20 protein-coding genes are annotated in these 20489 nt (G+C 67.0%); 4 read left to right on the top strand and 16 right to left on the bottom strand.

What is annotated here, in order from left to right; translation table 11 throughout:
• Nucleotides 1-2 precede the first annotated feature (2 nt).
• Both H0X91_RS09325 and H0X91_RS09320 read right to left on the bottom strand, forming a co-directional pair.
• A complete protein-coding gene (locus tag H0X91_RS09325; protein ID WP_012493518.1) occupies nt 3-500 on the bottom strand; it encodes a PIN domain-containing protein in 498 nt (165 codons plus the stop codon).
• The gene (locus H0X91_RS09320) at nt 497-1669 is read right to left on the bottom strand and encodes an XRE family transcriptional regulator (RefSeq protein ID WP_196432969.1); all 1173 of its coding nucleotides are present in this window, start codon (nt 1667-1669) and stop codon (nt 497-499) included. The genes H0X91_RS09325 and H0X91_RS09320 overlap by 4 nt, the downstream gene beginning before the upstream one ends.
• Nucleotides 1670-2067: 398 nt before the next feature.
• Here H0X91_RS09320 and H0X91_RS09315 point away from each other — a divergent pair, with 398 nt between their 5' ends.
• A complete protein-coding gene (locus H0X91_RS09315) occupies nt 2068-3309 on the top strand; it encodes an NAD(P)/FAD-dependent oxidoreductase (protein ID WP_006498776.1) in 1242 nt (413 codons plus the stop codon).
• Between the two features lie 50 nt (nt 3310-3359).
• On the opposite strand, the gene H0X91_RS09310 is transcribed toward H0X91_RS09315, so the two are convergent.
• From H0X91_RS09310 to H0X91_RS09265, 10 genes are all read right to left on the bottom strand, one after another.
• A complete protein-coding gene (locus tag H0X91_RS09310) occupies nt 3360-4505 on the bottom strand; it encodes an alpha-hydroxy acid oxidase (protein WP_006484756.1) in 1146 nt (381 codons plus the stop codon).
• A 182-nt stretch (nt 4506-4687) separates the two neighbouring features.
• Entirely contained in the window at nt 4688-5455 is a 768-nt protein-coding gene (locus H0X91_RS09305; protein ID WP_006484716.1) for a FadR/GntR family transcriptional regulator, read from the bottom strand.
• Nucleotides 5456-5522: 67 nt separating this feature from the next.
• Entirely contained in the window at nt 5523-6413 is an 891-nt protein-coding gene (locus H0X91_RS09300; RefSeq protein ID WP_012493519.1) for an amidohydrolase family protein, read from the bottom strand.
• Between the two features lie 63 nt (nt 6414-6476).
• On the bottom strand, nt 6477-7418 hold the full coding sequence (locus tag H0X91_RS09295; RefSeq protein WP_006484743.1) for an ABC transporter substrate-binding protein: 942 nt from the start codon (nt 7416-7418) through the stop codon (nt 6477-6479).
• Nucleotides 7419-7500: 82 nt separating this feature from the next.
• Nucleotides 7501-8538: an ABC transporter permease gene (locus H0X91_RS09290; RefSeq protein ID WP_006484738.1), complete on the bottom strand. Its 1038-nt coding sequence runs from the start codon at nt 8536-8538 to the stop codon at nt 7501-7503.
• Nucleotides 8539-8565: 27 nt separating this feature from the next.
• Nucleotides 8566-10104, bottom strand: a complete 1539-nt coding sequence (locus H0X91_RS09285) for a sugar ABC transporter ATP-binding protein (RefSeq protein WP_059721854.1) — start codon at nt 10102-10104, stop codon at nt 8566-8568.
• Between the two features lie 12 nt (nt 10105-10116).
• Nucleotides 10117-10893: an SDR family oxidoreductase gene (locus tag H0X91_RS09280; RefSeq protein WP_124633254.1), complete on the bottom strand. Its 777-nt coding sequence runs from the start codon at nt 10891-10893 to the stop codon at nt 10117-10119.
• Nucleotides 10894-10963: 70 nt separating this feature from the next.
• Nucleotides 10964-12241 carry an L-fuconate dehydratase gene (locus H0X91_RS09275; protein ID WP_006484705.1) on the bottom strand — a complete coding sequence of 426 codons (1278 nt, stop codon included), beginning with the start codon at nt 12239-12241 and terminating at the stop codon, nt 10964-10966.
• Nucleotides 12242-12264: 23 nt separating this feature from the next.
• Nucleotides 12265-13107, bottom strand: coding sequence for an ureidoglycolate lyase (locus H0X91_RS09270; protein ID WP_196432968.1), 843 nt, complete (start codon nt 13105-13107; stop codon nt 12265-12267).
• Nucleotides 13108-13163: 56 nt separating this feature from the next.
• Nucleotides 13164-13928, bottom strand: coding sequence for an SDR family oxidoreductase (locus H0X91_RS09265; protein WP_006484753.1), 765 nt, complete (start codon nt 13926-13928; stop codon nt 13164-13166).
• Nucleotides 13929-14596: 668 nt separating this feature from the next.
• On the opposite strand from H0X91_RS09265, the gene H0X91_RS09260 reads away from it, so the two are divergent.
• The 3 genes from H0X91_RS09260 to H0X91_RS09250 all read left to right on the top strand — a co-directional run bounded on the left by H0X91_RS09260 (nt 14597) and on the right by H0X91_RS09250 (nt 16549).
• On the top strand, nt 14597-14887 hold the full coding sequence (locus H0X91_RS09260) for a DUF3331 domain-containing protein (RefSeq protein WP_006484717.1): 291 nt from the start codon (nt 14597-14599) through the stop codon (nt 14885-14887).
• Between the two features lie 161 nt (nt 14888-15048).
• Nucleotides 15049-16035 (top strand): oxidoreductase, encoded by a 987-nt coding sequence (locus tag H0X91_RS09255; protein ID WP_006484712.1) that lies wholly within the window; start codon nt 15049-15051, stop codon nt 16033-16035.
• 214 nt (nt 16036-16249) lie between these two features.
• Nucleotides 16250-16549 (top strand): DUF4148 domain-containing protein, encoded by a 300-nt coding sequence (locus H0X91_RS09250; protein WP_006484704.1) that lies wholly within the window; start codon nt 16250-16252, stop codon nt 16547-16549.
• A gap of 193 nt (nt 16550-16742) precedes the next feature.
• On the opposite strand, the gene H0X91_RS09245 is transcribed toward H0X91_RS09250, so the two are convergent.
• The 4 genes from H0X91_RS09245 to H0X91_RS09230 are packed head-to-tail and all read right to left on the bottom strand — an operon-like array spanning nt 16743 to nt 20436.
• A complete protein-coding gene (locus H0X91_RS09245; RefSeq protein ID WP_196432967.1) occupies nt 16743-17948 on the bottom strand; it encodes a TauD/TfdA family dioxygenase in 1206 nt (401 codons plus the stop codon).
• Nucleotides 17949-17971: 23 nt separating this feature from the next.
• The gene (locus tag H0X91_RS09240) at nt 17972-18928 is read right to left on the bottom strand and encodes an alpha/beta hydrolase (protein WP_062884927.1); all 957 of its coding nucleotides are present in this window, start codon (nt 18926-18928) and stop codon (nt 17972-17974) included.
• Nucleotides 18929-18978: 50 nt separating this feature from the next.
• Nucleotides 18979-19467 carry a thioesterase family protein gene (locus H0X91_RS09235; protein ID WP_006498767.1) on the bottom strand — a complete coding sequence of 163 codons (489 nt, stop codon included), beginning with the start codon at nt 19465-19467 and terminating at the stop codon, nt 18979-18981.
• A gap of 3 nt (nt 19468-19470) precedes the next feature.
• A complete protein-coding gene (locus tag H0X91_RS09230) occupies nt 19471-20436 on the bottom strand; it encodes an L-carnitine dehydrogenase (protein ID WP_006484739.1) in 966 nt (321 codons plus the stop codon).
• Nucleotides 20437-20489: the final 53 nt, after the last annotated feature.

Raw genomic sequence — 20489 nt, 5'->3', positions numbered from 1 at the left:
GGTCAGAACTGCCAATCCTGCTGATGCATGAATTCTTCGAGATCAATGCATGGGATTTCGAAATGCGCGCATACATTGGGTATCTTCGCTGCATGCGGTTTAGGCACAAGTCCGTCGCCCGCATGCAACCATCCCTCTTCCGTCACAACCGTCCCCAGACAGACCTTGGCGCACGCTATAACGAACGGATCAGCGACTGGCGTCCCTTTGAGTCGCTGCTGTTGACCGATAAGTGCCTGAAAATGTTTGATCTGCAAAATCGAAGCGACAAACCGCAATTCGTCCGCGCTCGGCGTCGTGAACAGTGATCGGTTGCCTTTCACCCACGTCAATACATCTGCACTGACAGCCTGGCGCTCGATCTCGTTCAACACTTCTCTAGTCGAAATCAATCGCCTCTGACCCACGAGCTTTTCGATGCCCTGCCAGATACTTCGGAACACACGCGGATAGAAATGTTGCAACGATCGAATGGAACTGGTGTCAAACACATAAATCATGCACCGGCCCCATGAAGAACATGCTCTTCGAATCCGGCAAAGCTTTTGGGTTTGATGCCGAGAAAGTCCGCGGCCTGCTCAAGCGTGATTTGATGCCGATAGTGGCGTCCGACGACCTCCCGAGCAAAGCGGTCACTCAGATATGCGCCTTGATTCGCATAGTAGCTTCCTCCCTTCGCCTCTCTCTGCTGCGCTGACCAGATCGTTGCCTTACGTTTGTAGAACGCCTGACTCACTCGTCCCTGGTCCAGCAATCGCCGCAGCACCGCCTCACGACTCACACCAAAATAGCTGGCCAGTTCGGCGAACATCTCGTCGGGCGCGGATTCAACGTCGGAGGGATGTCCTGCCACGAGGCGGTCGAAAGCCGATGGTGGAATCAGTACTTCCGCTGCTATGGCGTTGCAGAATCGCTCAATTTCCCGCTCCGCTTTCGGAAGCGCATCAATATAGCCGGAATCGAGCTTGCTCAACCCATTCATGCTCAGGAGCAAATGCGCCAGTTCGTGCAAAAGACTGAATATCTGACGCGTCTTCGTCGTACTGTTGTTGAGATAAATGATCGGGAATGCCTCGTCCATCAGGCAAAATCCCGAAATCTCGCGCTGCTTGAACGACGACTTGAAGACAAAGACACCAGCGTCTTCGATAGCCTTCCGCCACTGTTTGAGCGCGAGATCATCGTTACGCCACGAGGTCTGCTCATCGAGCGTGATACCCAGCAAGCGACGAACCTTGTGAGCTTGCGCCGATACAGGCTCCGACAACGAAAGCGCCAGGGATTTCCAGATCAACTTATCCGCAGGATTACGTCCGTTAAACACCTCTTTGAGCGATAGCTGGAATGCATGCGCTTGCCGGATCTGCAGATAGGTGTCGCGAGCAAGCGAGCGCATGTCCGTTTCCGGAAGCGTGCGAAACTCCCGCTGCGGAACCTTTTCCTCGGGCGGCGCCGGAAGAAAAAAAACTGCAAGCGGTCTCTTGAATACCTGATACGCGAGCTTCTCGAGTTGAGCGTATGTCGGCGCCCCGGCGCCCGTTTCCCAGTCAGCCACTTCGCTCGGCGCTGCGCGAAGCATGGTCGCGACCTCGTCGATCGACAGTCCGACCGTTTCCCTCGCCCAACGCAACACCTCAGGCTGCACGCCTTCAACCGGTTCCCGTTTCATCCTTGTATCTCTATCGACTCAAGAGGCCCCAACCACCAGCATGATAGATGGGTGTCCCGCCCACGGCCGATGCGCTCAACGTCGGCGAAACGCAGGGGCCAGCGGCAATCCGGAGCGCCGCCATAGGCCCGTTCACGATTCCATTCTAAATCATGGAGTTACATGAATGGAGCGCAGTCGTCCAATGCCGACGGACGGCCTCTGACCTTGGACTTTGCGTCCGAGCATAATTCAGATTGTCGCAAATCGTGAAGTGCAGCCCAGCAGACCCCCAGTGATTTTGCGAATCGAATGACATCGCGAGTATCCTAATAACAAGCCGTACGGGGGCAGCCCGCGGTATTCGCTCCGACCACGATGTCGGCTCGCAACCTATATCAACCTCTCTCCCGTCATCGATGGATTTCGACGTCATCGTTCTCGGCGCCGGCATCGTCGGCGTCTCCGCCGCGCTGCACCTGCAGGATCGCGGGCGCAAGGTTGCGCTCGTCGATCGCGGCGCACCCGGCGAAGGCACGAGCTTCGGCAATGCCGGGCTGATCGAGCGCTCGTCGGTCGAACCGTACCCGTTCCCGCGCAGTCCGTTCACGCTGATGCGCTATGCGCTGAATCGCTCGACCGACCTCTACTGGCACAGCGCGTCGCTGCCCGCGTTCGCGCCGTGGCTCGCGCGGTTCTGGTGGGAATCGGCGCCGCTGCGTCACGCGGCGGCCTCGCGCGACATGCTGCCGCTGATCGAACGCTGCATCGTCGAACACGACGCGCTGATCGCCCGGGCCGGCGCCGGCGAACTGATTCGCGCGAACGGCTGGCTGGAAGCGTTCCGCACGCCGGCCGCATTCGAACGCGGCGTGGCCGAGGCCGGCCTCACCGCGCGCCGCCACGGGCTCGGCATCACGCCGCTCGACGCGGCCGCGCTGCTCGCGCATGAACCGAGCCTCGCGGCGGGCTTCTGCGGCGCGCTGCACTGGCTCGACCCGAAAAGCGTCGTCGATCCGGCCGCGCTCGTCAAAGCGTATGCGCAGCTGTTCGCGCGGGGCGGCGGCACGCTGCTGACGGGCGACGCCGCGAGCCTCGACGCGCTGTCACCCGGCTGGCAGGTGAAGACCGGCGACGGCCCGGCGGCCGCGCCGGCCGTCGTCGTCGCGCTCGGCCCGTGGTCCGACACGGTGTTCGGCAAGTTCGGCTACAAGATTCCGCTGCGCGAGAAGCGCGGCTATCACATGCACTACGCGCCGTCCGCGCGCGGCGTGCCGTCGGCGCCGATCGTCGATCGCGAATACGGTTACGTGATCGCGCCGATGCGGCGCGGATTGCGGCTGACGACCGGCGTCGAGATCGCGCGGCGCGGGCTTCCGCCAACGGGCGTGCAGCTCGAACGCGCGGAACGCGTCGCGCGGCCGGTGTTCGGGTTCGGCGAGCGGCTCGACCCGCATCCGTGGCTCGGCTTCCGGCCGTGCACGCCCGACATGCGCCCGGTGATCGGCCCCGCGCCCGCGCATCGCGGGCTGTGGTTCGCGTTCGGCCACAACCATCACGGCCTGACGCTCGGCCCCGTCACCGGCCGCCTGCTCGCCGAGATGATGACCGGCGAAGCGCCGTTCACCGACCCGGCGCCGTATCGCGCGGATCGCTTCTGAGCAGGCGATCCCCCGACGCGCCGCCCCGAATGGCGTCGAATCCGGCGTCGTCAGCGAAAGCGCAGCTGATCTCGCCCGAGCTGCGCAACGGACGCGCAGCCCATCAGCCGCATGTCCCGTTCGATCTCTGCCCGCATCAGTTGCAACGCGCGCTCGACGCCGGGCTGCCCGGCGGCGGCGAGCGGGAACAGGTAATAGCGTCCCAGCCCGACGGCCTTCGCCCCCAACGCCAGCGCCTTCAGTACGTGCGAACCGCGCTGCACGCCGCCATCCATCATCACGTCGATCCGGTCGCCCACCGCGTCGACGATCTCGGCAAGCTGATCGAACGCCGCGCGCGAACCGTCCAGTTGCCGTCCGCCGTGGTTCGACAACACGATGCCGGTACAGCCGATGTCCACCGCCCGGCGGGCATCGTCGACCGACATCACGCCTTTCAGGCAAAACTGCCCGTTCCACTCCCGCACCATCGCGGCGACGTCGTCCCATGACATCGACGGATCCAGCATGTCCGTGAAGTAGCGGCTGATCGACATCGCGCCGCCGCCCATGTCGACATGCCGGTCGAGTTGCGGCAAACGGAACCGCTCGTGGGTCAGATAGTTGATGGCCCAGGCCGGCTTCAACGCGAACTCGGTCAGCCCCGCGAGAGTCAGCCGGAATGGAATCGAAAAACCGGTGCGCTTGTCGCGCTCGCGATTGCCGCCGGTAATGCTGTCCACCGTCAGCATCATCACGTTCACGCCGGCGTCCCTCGAGCGGTTCATCATCTCGCGATTGAGGCCGCGATCCTTGTGAAAGTAGAACTGGTAGACCTGCGGGCCCTGGCTGATCGCACGCGCTTCTTCCAGGCTCACGGTGCCGAGCGACGACACGCCGAACATCGTGTCGAATTTCGCAGCCGCGGCGGCGACCGCGCGCTCGCCGTCATGATGAAACAGGCGTTGCAGCGCCGTCGGCGAACAATAGACCGGCATGCCGAGCTTCTGCCCCATGACCGTCACCGACAGGTCGACATCACGCACGCCGCGCAACACGTTCGGCACCAGATCGCAGCGTTCGAACGCACGCGTGTTGCGTCGATACGTGGCTTCATCGTCGGCCGCACCGTCGATGTAGTTGAAGATCGGTCCCGGCAACCGCCGCCTGGCGAGTTCGCGGAAGTCGTGGAAATTGTGGCAATCGTTCACGCGCATTCGTCACACTCCATTCGGCGCGCGAGCGGCGTGCCGGTCGACCGGCGCGCGTCGCTCGCAGCGCAGCGTTCGTTCTGTCCCGACGGCCGGTGCGCTCGCACGGTGCGGACGCCGCATCGACACCCGGAAGGGTCCGCGTCGCGTGCGCCGCTTCCCGACATGCAGGAAATCGATTCGTGCGCTCAGTCGAGCGCGCGGCCGAAGATGCGGATCACTTCGTCGAGATGCTCGGCCATCGCGCGGCGCGCGGCGTCCGGGTCGCGCGCGCGGATCGCGTCGAGGATCGCGCGATGCTCGAGTTCGGACCGGTGCGGCATGTCGTTCGGCATGTACAGCGACTGCAGCCGCTGGAACATCAGATCGTACTTGTGCGCGAGCAACTGCTTGATCATCAGCGCATACGCGGGGTTGTCGCTCGCTTCCGCGATGCGGATGTGGAACAGCCGGTCGCCCGGGTGCGTGAGCGAGCCGCTGCGGTTGTCGTCCTGGTTGCGCAGGAACGCTTCGTGAATCCCTTCGATCTGCGCGTCCGAGCCATGCTTCGCGGCCAGCGACGCGGCTTCCGGCTCGATCAGCCGGCGCGCCTGCAGCAGCGCGAACGGCGGGATTTCGGTATCGAGGTCGAGCGCGATGCCGAGTTCGGGATCGATTTCGACGATCGAGAACGGCGCGACCTTCGCGTCGGGCGCCGGCGCGGGTTCGGGCACGGCAGCCGCTTCCGGGTGGCGCACCTTCACGCCGTCGCCGACGCGCACGCTGACGAGCCCGTTCACTTCGAGCGCGATCAGCGCCTCGCGCACCGACGTGCGCGACACGCCGAAGCGTTCGGCCAGTTCGCGCTCGGGCGGCAGATAGCTGCCTGGCGGGAAATCGCCGGACTCGATCATCGCGCTGAGCTTGTCGGCGATCTGCTGGTAGAGGCGGCGGTTCTGAATCGGCTGGATGGACATACGTTGACGCTGGTAATCGGTTTCGTTCCGGACGGTCTGACGAATCGGCAGACCGCTCGCGCCTATTTTATATGCCGCGCTTCATGTCGCCCGGCACCGCGTAGCAACGCGCGGCCGTGCCGCCCCACAACGCGTCGCGCTCGGCCGCCGACAGCCGCGATTCGGCCCAGCGCTCGACGAGCGACGCCACTTCGTCATACGACGCCGCGAGCAGGCACACGGGCCAGTCCGAGCCGAACATCAGCCGCTGCGGGCCGAACGCGTCGAGCGCCGCGTCGAGGCACTGTTCGACATGCCGGATATCCTGCCCGCGCAGGCCGCGCCGCCAGTCGGCCTCGGTCACGAGCCCCGACAGCTTGCACACGACGTGCGGCAGCGCGCCCAGCTCGCGCAGCGCCGCACGCCAGCGCGGAAATGCCGTGTCGTCGCGCTCGAACGCGGCGAGCGCCGGCTTGCCGCAGTGATCGAGCACGAGCCAGTGCGCGTCGTGCCGCGCGCAGAACGCACGCACGTCCGGCAACTGGCGCTCGAACACGAGCACGTCGTACACGTAACCGTTCGCCTGCAGCCACGCGACACCGCGATTGAAGCCGGGATCGGCGACGAACGCGCCGACGTCGGCTTCGTCCTGCACCTGGTGACGAAAGCCGCGCAGCTTCGGGCTGCGCCACTCGGCGACACGGTCGGCCAGCGCCGGCGCGCCGAGATCCTCCCAGCCGACCACCGCCGCGATGCGTGCGTCGTCGCGCGCGAGGTCGAGCAGGAATGCCGTCTCGTCGCGCCCGGCGCGCGCCTGCACCGCGATCGACGCGCCGAGCGCCTGCGCATGCATCTGCGGCCACAGCGCGTCGGGCAGGTAGTCGCGCGCGAGCACGCCCATGCCGGGGCCGATCCACGGATAGTCGGCCGCGCGATAACGCCAGAAGTGCTGATGCGAATCGATACGCACTGCGCCCATGATGCCCTCGTGTTCAATCGCCGCGGCGGCGACGGCCCGCATCGTCGCCACCATTCGCCACGTTCAGTCGTACAACACCGCCGTGATCTTCGGATCGTCGATATTGGTCTTGTCGTACCAGTAGAACCCGGTATCGATGACCTTCGGCAGCTTCTCGCCCTTGATCGCCTTCACGGCCGCCTCGACGGTCTTGTAGCCGATCCCGATCGGGTTCTGCGTGATCGCGCCGGCCATCAGCCCGCTGCGGATCGCGTCCTTCTGCTGCTTGCCGGAATCGTAGCCGATGATCACGACCTTGCGCTTCATCTCGCGCACGCCGTTGACCACGCCGATCGCCGAGCCTTCGTTGGTGCCGAACAGCCCCTTGAGCTTCGGATACGCCTGCAGGATCGACTTCGTCACCTCGGTCGACTTCAGCTGGTCGCCCTCGCCGTACTGCACGGTCACGACCTGTACCTTCGGATGCGCGGACTTCATCCGTTCGAGGAAGCCGTCGCGGCGGTCGATGCCGGTGCGGCTCGTCTGGTCGTGCGCGACCACGGCCACCTCGCCTTCGTCGCCGATCAGCGCGGCGAGCTTGTCGGCGGCGAGCGCGGCGGCCGCCTTGTTGTTGGTCGCGGCCGTCGTCACCGGAATGTCGCTGTCCACGCCCGAGTCGAACGCGATCACCGGAATCTTCTCGGCCTGCGCCTTCTTCAGGAGCGGCAGCGCGGCCTTGCTGTCGAGCGCCGCGAAGCCGAGCGCGGCCGGTTTCTTCGCGATCGCGGCCGACAGCATGTCGATCTGCTTGTCGACCATCGCCTCGGTTTCCGGCCCTTCGAACGTCACCTTCACCTTGTAGTCCTTCGCCGCCTGCATCGCGCCCGATTTCACGGCCTGCCAGAACTGATGCTGGAAGCCTTTCGAGATCAGCGGGATGTAGGTTTCCTGCGCCTGCGCGCCGGCCGTGACGCCGACGGCAAACGTCAGCCCGACGATCGCGTTCAACACCTTGCTCCTGATCACTTCGCGTCTCCTTGGTTGGTATCGACTGAAATGCCGGCCCGGCCGGCGGTGAAGCCCATGCGTGCTTGCGCCCGTACCTGCGTCAGCGGCGCCGCCGGCGCAGGATGTCCACGTAGACGGCGAGGATGATGATCACGCCCGTCACGACCGTCTGCCATTCCTGCGCGACCGACATGATGCGCAGGCCGTTGGTCAGCACGCTCATGATGAACGCGCCGATGATGGTGCCGACGATGCTGCCCGCGCCGCCCGACAGCGACGTGCCGCCGATCACGACGGCCGCGATCGCATCGAGCTCGTAGCCCTGCCCGAGCGCCGGCTGCGCGGAGTTCAGCCGCGACGCGATCAGCAGGCCGGCGATCCCGCACACCGCGCCGCTGAACGTGTAGACGGCGATCTTCCACGCGTCGACGTTCACGCCGGACAGCCTGAGCGCCTCCTCGTTGCTGCCGAGCGCGAACGTGTAGCGGCCGAAGATGGTGCGGTTCAGCACGATCGACGCGCCGATCGCGACGAGGAACAGGATCAGCACCGCGTTCGGGATCGGCAGCGCGGGAATCAGGTTGCCGATCAGCGAATCCTGCGCGATCGACGTGAAGCCCGGCGTGTCGTTGAAGTAGATCGGCCGCGTGCCGGAGATCACGAGCGACAACCCCTTGAGCAACATCATCATGCCGAGCGTCGCGATGAACGGCGGCACCTTCATCTTCGCGATCACGATGCCCGACACGCAGCCCGACAGCGCGCCGAAGCCCAGCGCCGCCAGAATCCCGAGCGGCAGCGGCATGCCCCATTTCGTCAGCACGACGCCGGCCATCACCGCGCAGAACGTCATCAGCGTGCCGACCGACAGGTCGATGCCGGACGTGATGATCACGTACGTACAGGCGACGGCCAGCACGCCGTTCACGGCGGTGGCCTGCAGGATCGACACGAGGTTGTCGACTTCGAGGAAGTTCGACGACGCGAAGCTGAAGAACACGATCAGCAGCACGAGGCTCGCGAACGCGAGCAGCTTCTGCCGCGCGGCCGGGTTGAAGAAGCGCGATTTCAGGCTCGCTGCGGCGGCCGGCGTGTCGCCGGTGGCCAGGGACGGAACGGGATGCGTATCGTTGGACATGATCGGGTAGGCGTCTGAGCGTCTGATTCAGGACAATACGGTCGACTCGCGCTGCGTCGCGAGCTGCATGATCTTTTCCTGCGTGGCGTCGGCCGCGCGCAATTCGCCGGTCACGCGGCCTTCGCACATCACGAGGATCCGGTGGCTCATGCGCAGCACCTCGGGCAGCTCCGACGAGATCATCACGATCGCCTTGCCGTCGGCGGCCAGCGCGTCGAGCAGCTTGTAGATCTCGCTTTTCGCGCCGACGTCGATGCCGCGCGTCGGTTCGTCGAAGAACAGGATGTCGCAGTCGCGCAGCAGCCACTTCGCGATCACGATCTTCTGCTGGTTGCCGCCCGACAAGAGCCGCGCGGGCTGCGCGACCGACGGCGTGCGGATCGCGAGCTGGCGCACGTACGACTGCGCGGCCTCGCGCATCCCGCGCGCATCGAGGAACATGCCGCGGCGCACGAAGCGGCGCATGCTCGACAGCGCGATGTTGTTCTGCACGTCCATCCCGACCGCGAGCCCGAAGTGCTTGCGATCCTCGGACAGGTAGCCGATGCCGAACTTCACCGCGTCGGCCGGCGTGCGGATCGTCACGGCCCTGCCGTGCACGCGGATCTCGCCCGCGTCGACCGGATCCGCGCCGAACACCGCGCGCGCGACCTCGGTGCGGCCCGCGCCCATCAGCCCGGCGAAGCCGAGGATCTCGCCGCGCCGCAGCGTGAAGCCGACGTCGCGGATCGCGCGGCCGCGCGACAGCCCGCGCACTTCGAGCGCGATCTCGTTCGCGGACGTATCGGGCGGCGTGCGGGTTTGCGCATCGAGCTGGCGGCCGACCATCATCGAGATGATCGTGTCCATCGACGTGTCCGCCATCGGCACGGTCGCGACGTACTTGCCGTCGCGCATCACGGTCACGCGATCGGCGATCTGGCGCAGCTCGTCCATCTTGTGCGAGATGTAGATGATGCCGACGCCGTTCGCGCGCAGGTCGCGGATGATGCGGAACAGCTCGGCGATCTCCGCGTTGTTCAGCGCGGCGGTCGGCTCGTCCATGATCAGCACGCGCGAGTCGAACGACAGCGCCTTCGCGATCTCGACCATCTGCTGCTTCGCGACCGTCAGCCGGCCGACCGGCGTGCGCGGATCGAGATCGAGCCGCATCCGCCGGAAGATCGCGGCAGCGTCCCGGTTCAGCCTGTCTTCGTCGACGAACACGCCGAAGCGGCCGCGCGGCTCGCGGCCGATGAAGATGTTCTGTGCGACGCTCAGGTGATTCATCAGGTTCAGTTCCTGATGGATGATGCCGATGCCGAGCGCCTGCGCGGCACGCGGGTCGGCGATCTCCACCGGGCGGCCGTCCATCCGGATCTCGCCCGCGTCGCGCTGGTAGACGCCCGCGAGTATCTTCATCAGCGTCGACTTGCCGGCGCCGTTCTCGCCCATCAGCGCATGCACTTCACCCGCATGCAGGTCGAAACGGCAATCGTCGAGCGCCTGCACGCCCGGAAAGCGCTTGCCGATGCCGGTCAGCGCGATCAGCGGCGGCGGGGTGTTCGGGGTCGGGTCGGGTTGCATGGAACGCGGCCCTCAACCGATCGCACGATCGAGATGCGTGTAGCCGCCATCGACGAACAGCCACTGGCCCGTCGTGTGCGATGCGCGATCCGACAGCAGGAACACGGCCGTATCGGCGATCTCGTCGGCCGTCGTGAAGCGCCGGCCGAGCGGCACCTTGCCGGCAATTTCCGCGACTTTCGCCTCCGGATCGTCGAAACCGGCGATCCAGTTCTGGTAGAGCGGCGTCATCACCTCGGCGGGAATCACCGCGTTCACGCGCACGCCGTCGTCGCGCAACGCGACCGCCCATTCACGTGTCAGCGCGAGCTGCGCGCCCTTCGACGCGCAATAGCCGCTCGTGTTGCCCTGCCCGGTCACGGCCGTCTTCGACGAAATGTTGACGATCGCGCCGCGCGCCGCCTTCAGGTGCGGCACGCAGTAGTGCGCCATCACGTAGTAATGGATCAGGTTGCGTTCGAGCGACGCGACGAACGCATCGCGTCCGGCGTCGAGCCCGATGCTGTCGTTGACGCCCGCGTTGTTGACGAGGCCGTCGAGGCGGCCGAAGCGCGCGACGGTCTGCGCGACGGCGTCGCGACACTGCGCGTCGTCCTGCAGCTCGACGCTCACGCACGCAGCGCGCGGCTGATGCTGCGCGAGTTCGCGCCAGAAGGCGTCGTCGGGCGCGTGGCGCGCGAACACCACCGGTATCGCGCCCTCGCCGGCCAGCCGCATCGAGATCGCGGCGCCGATGCCCGACGCGCCGCCGGTCACGATCACGACCTTGTCTTGCAGATTCAAATCCACTTCGCGTCTCCGTCGTTCATGTTGTCGCCGCGCACGGCGCGCGCGGCGCGCCGTCGCGCGTCGCCCCGCGTCAGCCGCGGAACCGGTATTGCTCCAGCGATTCGGGCTTCATCTCGATCGAGAAACCGGGCGCCGTCGGCGGCATGTACGCCGCGCCGCGCACCACGCACGGTTCGACGAAATGCTCGTGCAGGTGGTCGACGTACTCGGTCACGCGCCCTTCCTTCGTGCCGGAAATGCACACGTAATCGATCATCGACAGGTGCTGCACGTACTCGCACAGCCCGACGCCGCCCGCATGCGGACACACCGGCAGCCCGTACTTCGCGGCCATCAGCATCACCGCGAGAATCTCGTTCACACCGCCGAGCCGGCACGCGTCGATCTGCACGACGTCGATCGCGCCGCGCGCGATGAACTGCTTGAACAGCACGCGGTTCTGGCACATCTCGCCGGTCGCGACCTGCACCGGCGCGATCGCCTTGCGGATCTTGCGATGCCCTTCGACGTCGTCGGGGCTCGTCGGCTCCTCGATGAACCACGGCCGCGCGAACGCGAGCTCGCGCACCCAGTCGATCGCCTCGTCGACTTCCCACACCTGGTTCGCGTCGATCATCAGCTTGCGGTCGGGGCCGATCACCTCGCGCGCGATCGTCACGCGGCGGATGTCGTCCTCGAGGTTCCCGCCGACTTTCAGCTTCACGTGGTCGAAGCCTTCTTCCACCGCCTCGCGGCACAGCCGGCGCAGCTTGTCGTCGCTGTAGCCGAGCCAGCCGGCCGACGTCGTGTAGCACGGGTAGCCGTCGCGCTCGAGCGCGGCGATCCGCGCGGCCTTGCCGGGCGCCTGCCGGCGCAGCAGCTCGAGCGCTTCGTCCGGGCTCAGGCAGTCGGTCAGGTAGCGGAAGTCGATCGCCCGCACCAGCTCCTCCGGACTCATGTCGGCGACGAGCCGCCACAGCGGCTTGCCGACGGCCTTCGCCCACAAATCCCACACCGCATTGACGACGGCGCCCGTCGCCAGGTGGATCGCGCCCTTGTCGGGGCCGATCCAGCGCAACTGGCTGTCCGACGTGACGTGCCGCCAGAAACGGCCCATGTCCTCGCGGATCCAGTCGAGGTCCAGGCCGACGACGAGGTGACGCATCGCGTCGATCGCCGCACAGCAGATTTCGTTGCCGCGCCCGATGGTGAACGTGAGCCCGTGACCTTCGAGCCCGTCGTGGTCGGTTTCGAGCACGACGTAGGCCGCCGAATAATCGGGGTCCGGATTCATCGCGTCGGAGCCGTCGAGCTGGCGCGAGGTCGGAAAGCGCACGTCGAGGACGCGCATCGATCGAATGATAGGCATGACGAACCGTCCGTTAAAGGGAATCAGGCCTGCACGGTGCGCTGGCGTTGCTCGCCGAGCCCGTCGATGCCGAGCGTGATCACTTGTCCGGCGCGCAGGTAGACGGGCGGCTTCTGCCCGAGGCCGACGCCCGGCGGCGTGCCGGTCGAGATCACGTCGCCCGGCTGCAAGCTCATGAAGCGGCTCAGGTAGCTGATCAGGTGCGGCACGCGGAACACCATCGTCGCGGTCGAGCCGTTCTGGTAGCGGTGGCCGTCCACGTCCAGCCACAGCCGCAGCGCGTGCGGTTCGGGCACTTCGTCGGCCGTCACGAGCCAGGGCCCGAGCGGGCCGAACGTGTCGTTGCCCTTGCCCTTGTCCCACGTGCCGCCGCGTTCGAGCTGATATTCGCGCTCCGACACGTCGTTCACGACGCAGTAACCGGCGACGTGCGACAGCGCATCGGCTTCGTCGATATAGCGGCCGCCCTGGCCGATCACCACGCCGAGCTCGACTTCCCAGTCGGTCTTCTCGGAGCCGCGCGGGATTTCGACGTCGTCGTTCGGGCCGGAGATCGCGCTCGTCCACTTGCCGAACACGACGGGCTCCTTCGGCACCTCCATCCCCGATTCGGCCGCGTGATCCGAGTAGTTGAGCCCGATGCAGATGAACTTGCCGACGCGGCCGACGCACGCGCCGAGCCGCGGCGTGCCTTCGACGAGCGGCAGCGACGACGGCGGGATGTCGCGCAGCCGCGCGAGCGACGCGGGCGTCAGCGCGTCGCCGGCGATGTCGTCGATCACGCCGGACAGATCGCGAATGTGGCCCTGCGCATCCAGCAGGCCCGGTTTTTCATGGTGTTTGTCGCCAAATCTCAGCAGTTTCATATCGTCGTCCGAACGGAAACGAAAGTGGATGGAAAGGGGCGGTCAGTTTGACGCGGTCAGTTTGACCAGCCGCCGTCGATCAGGTGAATCGTGCCGGTGGTGAACGACGCTTCGTCGGACGCCAGGTACAGCGCGAGCGCGGCCACTTCGTCCGCGGTGCCGATGCGGCCGATCGGCTGGCGCGCGACGAACGCCTGGCGCACCTCGTCGGTCGACACGTGACGCGTGCGCGCCTGGTCGGCGATCCGCTGCTCGAGCGACGGCGATTCGATCGTGCCCGGGCAGATCGCGTTGCAGCGGATGCCCCGCTCGACGAAATCGGCGGCCACCGCCTTGGTCAGCCCGATCACGGCCGCCTTAGTGGTGCCGTACACGAAGCGGTTCGGCACGCCCTTCACGCTCGACGCGGCCGACGCCATGTTGACGATCGACGCGCCGCCGGCTTCGAGCATCGCGGGCAGCAGCGCGCGGATCAGCCGGTACATCGACGTGACGTTCAGGTTCAGCGAGAACGCCCACGCGTCGTCGTCGCAGTCGAGGATCGAGCCGTGGTGCACGTAGCCCGCGCAGTTGAACAGCACGTCGAATGCGCGTTCGCTCGCGGCGAGCGCGGCCACCTCGTTCGCGTCGGTGACGTCGAGCCGCCGCGTGACCAGCCGGCCGCCCGCGCGCTCGGCGTCGGCTTCGAGCCGCACCAGCGCGGCTTCGTTGATGTCGGTCGCCAGCACGTCGGCGCCCTCGCGCGCGAACCGCAGCGCGGTCGCACGGCCGATGCCCTGCCCGGCCGCCGTCACCAGCGCGCGTTTGCCCTGCAATCTCATGAGCACTCTCCGAAAAAGCCGGCCGCCAGTCGGCCGATTGGCACAAAGGACTAAAGGTCCAACCAATCATAGGAACGGATCCCGCGTTTGTCACGAAATCGGAATTCAGTATTTACCCGGGGCTGGCGAACCCGTCCCGCGGATAAGGATTCGGCGTGAGAGCGGCGTCGAGGCCTCGCTTGGGCGATCCGCGCAAAGCCAATACGGGCGGGCCTTTGCGCCAATTGTTCGGCGTCGTTCGGCACGGCGAGCGGCGCAACCTGACAAAAAAGTCATGTTCGCGTCAGGGTGTCAACGGGTGGCGCACGCCATCATGGCGTTGCCGGACCGCGCTTCCGGTACATCGCCTCCCCGCCCGCGCAGGATCCCTGCGGGCACCTCCGTCCTCCGGCGATGTATCCCGTGACTGGGCGAGCAGACACGGCGCGCGGGCCGATTTTCCGCCCCGGACGTCCCCGTCCGGGGCTTTTTGTCCTTGGTTTTTCAAGAAAATAAGCGTGGATTGTTTCTAAATCGGCAAAAGGTAATTTGAGCCAGACAGGATGTTTTTTCCGGTCACAGACGCTTACATTTAGCGCACCACTCATGGAAACCCCTACGGATTCCCCCTTGGGTAGTGACACCCCACTGCCATGGCCGAACCCGCACGGGCTTTAGGAAACGGCAAAATGAAGGCCTCCAAATCCCTGCCTGCGCTCGATCCCGCCGACGTCCACGTCGAAATCCTCGAACGTTCCGATACGCTGCTCGTCGTCCGCTGGGTCGAACCCGGCCGCTGTCACTACGGCGAACAGCGCTGGCGCCGCCGCTTCGCGCAGCGCACCGGCACCTGCGCGCTGTCGCGCCAGGTCATCCATCGCGGCGACGAAGTGTTCCGCCCGGCCGAGCGCCCGGCCCCCGCGAACGCCGCCGCCATGATCTCTGCCGCCGAAGTGCTCGCGCTGGCCGGCAGCAGGTAACACCTGCCGGCCGCGCGCCGGGCTCGCGGCGCCACGCGCCAGCCCTAGAAGCGCCGGTCTAGTTCCCCCGCTTGTCTGCTCCGTCCGCCCGCACTATCGTTACACCACTCAATGTAACGATTACGTGCCGCGGCCGACCGGCTGCGCCAATGGAGGCAGACATGCATGCATGGAGCGCGCGCCACGTCCCGGCGCAAGGCGGCAAGATCGCGGTCGTGACCGGCGCCAACAGCGGTCTCGGCTGGCAGCTCGCGGAAACGCTGGCCGCGAAAGGCGCGACGGTCGTGATGGGCTGCCGCGACGCCGCACGCGGTGCGCAGGCGGCCGACGCGATCCGCCGGCTTCATCCTCATGCCCGCGTCGAAGTCGATCCGCTCGATCTCGCCGATCTCGCGTCGATCGCCCGCTTCGCCGCCGACGTCGGCGAACGCCACGGCCGCGTCGACATCCTCTGCAACAACGCCGGTGTGATGTTCCTGCCGCTGCGGCACACGCGCGACGGCTTCGAGATGCAATTCGGCACCAACCACCTCGGCCATTTCGCGCTGACCGGCCAGTTGCTGCCGGCGCTACGCGCCGCGCGCCGGGCGCGCGTCGTCACGATGTCGAGCGGCTTCAACCGCGGCGGCCGGATTCGTGTCGACGACCTGCGCGCCACGCAGCGCTACAACCGTTATCTCGCCTACTGCGACAGCAAGCTCGCGAACCTCGTGTTCGCGATCGAGTTGCAGCGCCGTTTCGAGCGCGCGGCGTTCGCCGGCATCAGCGTCGCCGCACACCCCGGCTACGCGGCGACCAACCTGCAGTTCGCGGGCCCGGCGATGGACAGTTCCCCGGCCCGCGCCGCGCTGATGCGTGCCGCGAACCGTTATCTCGCGCAGCCGGCCGACCAGGGCGCGCTGCCCGCGATCCATGCGGCAACGTCGCCCGATCTGGCGGGCGGCGCGTACATCGGCCCGTCCGGCTGGTTCGAGTCGCGCGGGCTGCCGGCGCCGGCGAGCGTACCGCGCGCGGCACGCAACGTGGCGTCGGCGGCATTGCTGTGGGAGGCCTCGGAAGCCGCCACGGGCGTGCGCTTCCTCAGCGCCGGGGCGCCCGCCGCACGCGCGCCGGGCCGGCCGTTCGATGCGGCGGCCGAAGCACGCTGAACCGCCCGCGCGCGATCTCGATATTCTTCATACTTATTACGGCAACCGGAAAGAAAGCCCGTTGAAAGACTGATTCGACGCTCCACTGTTACCAGACAGGAAACAATCTATCGTCAAAATCAGCGTTTACCCTGAACCGCCCGGTGACTAAGATTTGATCAACCGCTCAAGACATGGTGTCGAGAGCGAACTCAATAAAACACCGGAGGTCACCATGAAATCGCTCGTTTCCGCAGTCGTTGCCGCTGCCGCCCTGTCCGCTTCGTTCGGCGCATTCGCCCAAAGCACCGTGACGCGCGCTCAAGTGCGCAACGAACTGGTCCAGCTCGAAAAGGCCGGCTACAAGCCGGGTCTGTCGAGCCCGTACTACCCGAACGACATCCAGAGCGCCGAAGCGCGCGTTCATGGCGCCGACACCAGCGGCTACGGCGCGCAACCGGCTCCGCTCGTCCACTCGGGCGCACCGGCTGCCGCGTCGTCGAACGCACGCGACTCGATCTTCTTCGGCCAGTAAGCCGACGCGCCCCCGGCGGGCGCCGCGCGTCGCGCGCTGAAGTCAAGCAGTCCGGACGAGCCCCCTTCGCGGGGCTCGTCTTTTTTGTGAAACGCATACCTCCGCCGCCCGGCAGCGGGTGGCTTCGCCCGGACGCCTGGCGTCCGGGTGCTTTTTCCCGAACAGGTGTGCGAGAAGGCGCCGTGCGTGTCGGTCAGCGCGCCGCGGCCGCAGCCCCGGCCGGCGCCGATCGCGACAGCACGCGCCACCGCGACAGCAACTCGTCGCGATCGACGTAACAGCCCTGCAAGTGCCGGCGGCCCGTCGACGGGTCGAACTCGGTGCGCGCGTGCAGCACGCGCCGGTTGTCGAACGCCCACATGTCGCCGGCCCGCAACCGGCGCTGCACGCGAAAACGCGGCTCGCGCGCCAGCGCGAGGAACCGCCGATACGCACGATAGACGGCCGTCACCGCGCCGGCCGGCGCATCGAGCGGGCCGCGCAGGAAATTCGCGACACGCACCTCCGTCACATGGCCGCGCGCATCGAGCCCGATCACCGGCGCCGAACAGCGGTAGTCGCTGTTCGCGCTCTTGTTCCAGAACTCGAACGGCGTCGATGCGAGTCGCTCGAAATCGTCCGGATGTTCGCGCCGCAACGCATCCGCGAGCGCGAAGCCATCGAGGAAAATGCTGTCGCCGCCCGTCGCGTCGTTCGCGAGACAGTGCAGGAACTGCACGCCCGGCTGCAATTCGCGCGTCGGCAGATCGGTGTGCGGCGGAAGATTCAGCGACGTATACGCATTGCTGTCCGGGCGCGGCTTCGATTCGACGTCGAACAGCACGCCGAAATTGCTTTCGCGGATCAGGCCGACGCGGCGCGCGATCTCGTCGACACGGCCGCGCTCGGCCGGCACGCCTTCGACGAGCGTCAACCCCGTGCGCTGCAACGCGCCGAGCCATGCCAGCAACGCGCGGTCGTCCTCCATCACGTCGCGCCACGCGAACACGCCGATCGCCGTCGCATCGTCGCCGGTCCATACGTGCCGCCGATGCACGGCCAGACGCTCCGCGCGCGATGCGTCGTCGTACGCGTGCGCACGCAACCAGCCCGGCGACCACGCACTGCGGTGCCCGTCGTTCCATTCCACATGCAGCGCGCCATCGGTTTCGACGTGCACGGTGAGCGCGGACAGATCATCGCGCGCATCGGCGATCTCGAACACCTGTTCGCGCGTGATCGCGTGCACGCACGCGGAACACGCGCAGTTGTCGCGCAGCCAGTCGAAATGGAACGGCGAGCGTCGCGCGTCGCTCCACTCGACGTCCACCGCGCCATCGCCGATCGTCGCCGCCGCGATGGCCGCGTCGGCCGAAAACGTCCGCCAGTCCTCGATACGGTGTTGCGCCGCTGCCTGCATCGTTGCCTCCCCGAAAACGCCCGCTACGCGTGTGGTGCGAGCAAGAACCCGCCGACCATCCGGTGCATCCGTGCGGCCTGCGGGCTCGTTCCGAGCGCGCGCCAGCAGCCATGCACCAGCCCCTCTCCCATCCAGCCGTGCGCGACCCCGCCGGCCGCGCGAATCCGTTCGACGTACACGCGCGCATCGTCGCGCAGCGGATCGTGCTCGGCGCCGATCGCGAGCACCGGCGGCAAGCCGTCGAAGCGTGTGGCTTCGAGCGGCACCGACGCGCGCAGCAGCGGGTCATCGTTCAGCAGCACGGCCGACAGGTCGCCGTTCCAGTACAGCGCGCGGTAGCGATGCACGTCGTCGAGCGTCAGCATCGGCGCGTGCGCTTCCGTTTCGCGCGCGGGCGATTGCGGTTCGAAACCGAGCATCGGATAGACGAGCGCGATGCCGTCCACGTTGCGTTCGCCCGCATCGCGCAGCGCGGTCGCCGCCGCCGCCGCGAGCATCCCGCCCGCGCTGTCGCCCGCGAGCGTCAGCGGATGCGCGCACGGCCCGAACGGCCAGCGCGCATCGCGTGCGGCGCGCGTGACTTCCACGCAATCGTCGAGCGCGGCCGGCGCGCGGTATTCGGGCGCCAGCCGATAGTCGACCGCGATCACGTCGAGGCCGGTATCGGCCGCCAGTTGCGCGGTGATCAGCGCATGACTGTCGAGCGAGCCGACGACGAAACCGCCGCCATGAAAAAACAACACCGTGCCGCGTGGCGTGCCGTGCGCGGACGTATAGCGCCGCAGCGCGATCGGGCGGCCGTCCGGCGCGTGCCACACGGCGTCCTGCCGCACGATGCCGGCCGGCAGCGCGGCCGGCGTCCATTCGGCCGCGAAGCGGTCGTAGAGGCGGCGCTGCTCGTCGGGCGAGCGCGCCGCCGCATCGGCCGGATACCACGCGTCGACGGCCGCGACGAACGCCGCGATTTCCGGTTCGAGCATCGTGTGCGCTCCGCGATCGAGGACGACGATGGAAAAGATGACGCGCGTTGCTAGCGCCGCGGCGGCAACCCGATCACGCGGCCCGCATAAGCAGGCGCCGCGCAATCGCGCTGCAAAGCGTGCAGTTCGGCCACGCGCGCGGCCACGTCGTCGTCGAACGGCGCCGACTTCGCACCGCCGCGCGTATCGACGTGCAGCAGCATCTGCTCGCTCGCCGATACCGCGTCGTCATGCCCGTCGGCGAACAGTTCGAGATACAGATGCAGCCGCTTCGCGTCGTGCGCCAGCACGCGCGCATCGACGCGCACCGGCGCGCCTTCCTTGATCTCGTGCAGGTAGTTCACGTGCGCTTCGAGCGTATAGACCGAGCGGCCCCGCTCGCGACGCGCGGCGTCGTCGAGGCCGATGCGATCCAGCAGCGCATCGGTCGCGAAGCTGAAGATCAGCAGATAGAACGCATCGCGCAGGTGGCCGTTGTAGTCGACCCATTCGGGCCGCACCACGTCGCGGTAAATCGTCAGCGGGGTATCGCCCGTCATCGTCTAGTCCTCGAATCGCATCCCGTGCCGCGCCTTCACCGCGGCGATCGATTTCAGCACCTCGGTGATGCACTCGTCGCGATAGCGTTCGAGCTCCTTGATGCTGCGCGTGCCCTGCTGTTCGGTCGTGCCTTCGACGACACTGTCGATCAGCGCGTCGGTCAACGTCGGCGCGACCAGCTTCGTCCACGGCAGTTCGAGCGCGGGGCCGAATTGCTGCATGAAGTGTCGCATGCCCGCGTCGCCGCCGGCCAGCGTGTAGGTGAGGAACGTGCCCATGAACGACCAGCGGATGCCCGCGCCGAAGCGGATCGCATCGTCGATCTCGCCGGTGGTCGCGACGCCTTCGTTGACGAGATGCAGCGCCTCGCGCCACAACGCTTCGAGCAAACGATCCGCGATGAAGCCCGGCACTTCCTTGCGCACGTGCAGCGGCCGCATGCCGAGCTTGCGATAGATCTCCATCGCGCCTTCGACCGCTTCCGGCGACGTGCGCGCGCCGCCGAGCACCTCGACGAGCGGCAGCAGGTACACGGGGTTGAACGGGTGGCCGACCACGCAGCGCTCCGGATGCGTCGCCCGCGCGTAGAAATCGGTCGGCAGCAGCCCCGACGTCGACGACGCGATGATCGCGTCGGGCTTCGCCGCGCGGCTGATCTGCTCGTGCAGTTCGAGCTTCAGCGCTTCGCGCTCGGGCGCGCTTTCCTGGATGAAATCCGCATCGGCGACGCACGCCTCGATCGTCGACACGAACCGCAATCGCGCGGGATCGGCGCCCGGTGCGAGGCCGACGCGTTCGAGCGCGGGCCACGCGTTCGCGACGTTCGCGCGCAGCCGCGCTTCGGCGCCCGGCGCCGGGTCCCACACGACCACGTCGAGACCGTGCGCGAGCGCGCGGGAAATCCATCCGCTGCCGATCACGCCGGTGCCGATGGCGGCAAACGTCTTGATGTCGGTCTTCACAGCCATGTCAACGCATCCTTCAAATCAGGGGAAATCGGGGCGGCCGCGCGGGGACGCAC

The organism is Burkholderia sp. 9777_1386 (assembly GCF_015712265.1).
Taxonomy (GTDB): Bacteria; Pseudomonadota; Gammaproteobacteria; order Burkholderiales; family Burkholderiaceae; genus Burkholderia; species Burkholderia cenocepacia.
Note: the sequence above shows the minus strand (reverse complement) of the source record. Positions and strands in the feature narration are given on the sequence as shown.